The organism is Acidimicrobiales bacterium (assembly GCA_036399815.1).
In the GTDB taxonomy this organism is placed as follows: Bacteria; Actinomycetota; Acidimicrobiia; order Acidimicrobiales; family DASWMK01; genus DASWMK01.
This window is the reverse complement of sequence record DASWMK010000091.1, coordinates 1-2,817: the sequence shown is the minus strand read 5'-3', so window position 1 is coordinate 2,817 and position 2,817 is coordinate 1. Positions and strand designations below refer to the sequence as shown.

Below are 2,817 nucleotides of genomic sequence, written 5' to 3'. Positions count from 1 at the left end.
CGCTCGACGAGGGCTGGGCGAACACGTCGAGGTCGCGGCCGGTGGCGTCGAAGGGCAGGCCCTCGGCGACCCCGTCGAGGAACGTGCGGCTGCCGACGAGCTCGGCGTAGGTCGGCAGCAGCTCCTCGACGGCGCCGACGTAGAAGGGGACGGACTCGATGTTGTCAGGGTCGGGGAGAAGCGCCACAGTGGCGCTCGACTCGTAGACCGGTTCCTGACGGGCCAGGAACAGCAGGGCGGCGCCGACGACGAGGAGCGCCACGGCGATCACCACCACTCGACGCCGCCACAGCGTGCGGCCGACGTCTCCGATACCCACCACGCCAGGGTACGGCATGACCCCCTCCCGTCCCGGGCACCGAACGCTGAAGGTGGTGCCTCCGCCGCGGCACCCTTCAGCACTGAGAAGTGCGTGCCGATGGGATGGCATGACGCTCGCCCGCCCTCGGCGGTGGCACCGTTCCGGTGTCCGGGTCATGGCCGCCGCCGTCGCCGCCAGCCTTCTCGGCACGTTCGCACCGGCCTGGGCCGCTGCCACCGTGTCGACCTCCGCCAAGAACCCCGACCGCACGGTGGCCCACTGGTCGCCGGGCCGCGCCGGGCCGTTCCTCGACCACTTCAACGGCGGCGCGCTCGACGTCGCCACCGAGGCGCCCCGGCGCCGCATCATCTCGCTCAACTCGTGGGAGTGGGGCCTGGTCGACGACATCAAGGCCGCCAACCCGCGCGCCATCGTGCTCCTGTACCAGGACCTGAGCTCCGTGAGGAGCTACGCGGGGGCCGTCCCCCGCACGGCCACCTGCCTCGACCCGGTGCGCGACTGGCGGGGCTGCGCCGACGCCCCCTACCTGCCCACCGGCGTCGGGTACGTCGAGGCCTCCCGCGACCATCCCGAGTGGTTCCTGACCGACGGCTCCGGCCGGCGCCTCGAGTGGCGGTCGTGGCCGGGCCACTGGCAGGTGGACGTGGGCAACCCGTCGTACCAGCAGCGCTGGCTCGAGAACGTGCGCGCCGAGCTCGCGGCCCACGGCTGGGACGGCGTGATCATGGACAACGCCATCACACGGGCCCAGTCGCTGACCACGCCGGCGCCGGCCCGCTACGACACCGACGTCGAGATGCAGGCCGCCGTCCGCTCGATGCTGGCCGCCGTGTCCCCGCCGCTCCGCGAGGCCGGCTACGTCACCTTCGCCAACGTGAGCGACTCCCGCATGTGGCCCGGCCTCTGGGCGGACTGGCTCACCCTGCTCGACGGCGCCTCCGAGGAGCACTTCGTCAGCTGGTCGTCGGTCCCCGGCAGCGGCTTCGTGTGGGACTGGGGCACGACCGGGTGGCGGGGCATGGTCGACCAGATCGCGACCGCGGCCCGCATGGGCAAGATCGCCATGGTCAAGATCGGCGGGGTCATCCCCGACCGAGCCGCGGCGATCTACGGCCTGGCCAGCTACCTGCTCGCCAACGACGGCCGCTCGGTCATCAGCCACGGCGACGGCACCTGGGAGCCCGAGTTCGAGTGGCGGCTCGGCCGCCCGCTCGGCGACTACCGCGACCTCGGCAACCACGTGTACCGGAGGGACTTCGCGAGGGGCACGGTGATCGTGAACGCGGCCGACTCCGGCTCGGTCACCGTCGACCTCGGCGGCACCTACGTCGACGGCGCCGGCACGTCGATGAACCAGGTGACCCTGGGCGCCACCCGCGGCGCCATCCTCCGCACGCCCTGATCCCCGCCCGCCGGTACCCTCCCGCCGGTGCGAGCGAGGGACCCGGTGGTCGTCGGCGTCGGCCAGGTCCTCCAGCGCACGGAGGACCTGGCCGAGTCGCGTGAGCCGGTCGACCTCATGGCCGACGCGGTCGCCGCCGCGGCCGCCGACGCCGGCCCGGCCGGCCGCCTGCTGGCCGCCGTCGAGTCCGTGCGGGTCGTGCGCGTGCTGTCCTGGCGCTACCCCGACCCCGGCCGGCTGGTCGCCGACCGCGTCGGCGCCCGCCCCCGCCACACGGCCGTCACCGGCACGGGCGGGCAGTCGCCCCAGGTCGTCGTCGACCGCACCGCGGCCGCCATCGCCGCCGGCGACCTCGACGTGGCCGTCGTGTGCGGGGCGGAGGCGTGGCGGACGAGGACGCGGTGGCGGCGGGCCGGCGAGCGGCCGCCGTGGACCCCGTGGGACGACGCCGCGCCGGTGCCCGACGAGGTGATCGGCCGGGACCTCGACCTGAGCGCGCCGGAGGAGCAGGCCGTCGGCCTCGGCCTGCCCGTGCAGCTCTACCCGATCTTCGAGAGCGCGCTGCGGGCCGCCGCCGGCCGCTCGGTGGCCGACCACCAGGCCCACCTCGGCCGGCTCTGGGCCGGGTTCAGCGAGGTGGCCGCGGCCAACCCGTGGGCCTGGCTGCGGGAGCGGCGCACGGCCGAGGAGATCGCCACGCCGTCGGCGGCCAACCGGATGGTCGGGTTCCCGTACCCGAAGCTCATGAACGCCAACAACGACGTCGACATGGCCGCCGCGCTCGTGCTGTGCTCGGCCGAGCGGGCCGAGGCGCTCGGCGTCGGCCGGGACCGGTGGGTGTTCGTCCACGCCGGCGCGGAGGCCGACGACCCGCTCGTGTCCCACCGCGGCGACCTGCGCTCCTCGCCCGCCATCCGGGCCGCCGGCCGGGCCGCGCTCGAGCTGGCCGGCGTCGGCGTCGGCGACCTGGCGCACGTCGACCTGTACTCGTGCTTCCCGTCGGCCGTGCAGGTCGCCGCGGCCGAGCTCGGCATCGGCCTCGACCGCCCGCTCACGGTCACCGGCGGCCTGTCCTTCGCCGGCGGGCCGTGGA

Annotated in this window: 3 protein-coding genes; 2 read left to right on the top strand and 1 reads right to left on the bottom strand. The window is 75.1% G+C overall.

From position 1 onward, the window contains the following. On the bottom strand, nucleotides 1-319 hold a 319-nt coding region (locus VGB14_06615; protein ID HEX9992581.1), incomplete at its 3' end, for a Wzz/FepE/Etk N-terminal domain-containing protein. 157 nt (nucleotides 320-476) lie between these two features. Between VGB14_06615 and VGB14_06610 the strand changes: the two genes are divergently transcribed. Together VGB14_06610 and VGB14_06605 are read left to right on the top strand one after the other, a co-directional pair. Then, nucleotides 477-1,724: a putative glycoside hydrolase gene (locus tag VGB14_06610; protein HEX9992580.1), complete on the top strand. Its 1,248-nt coding sequence runs from the start codon at nucleotides 477-479 to the stop codon at nucleotides 1,722-1,724. A 27-nt stretch (nucleotides 1,725-1,751) separates the two neighbouring features. Then, nucleotides 1,752-2,817: hypothetical protein (locus tag VGB14_06605; protein ID HEX9992579.1), on the top strand; the 1,066-nt coding region annotated here is incomplete at its 3' end.

Bases quoted from the DNA above. Each gene is read 5' to 3' on its own strand.
- VGB14_06610 (HEX9992580.1), top strand. From the start codon at position 477: ATGGCCGCCGCCGTCGCCGCCAGCCTTCTCGGCACGTTCGCACCGGCC.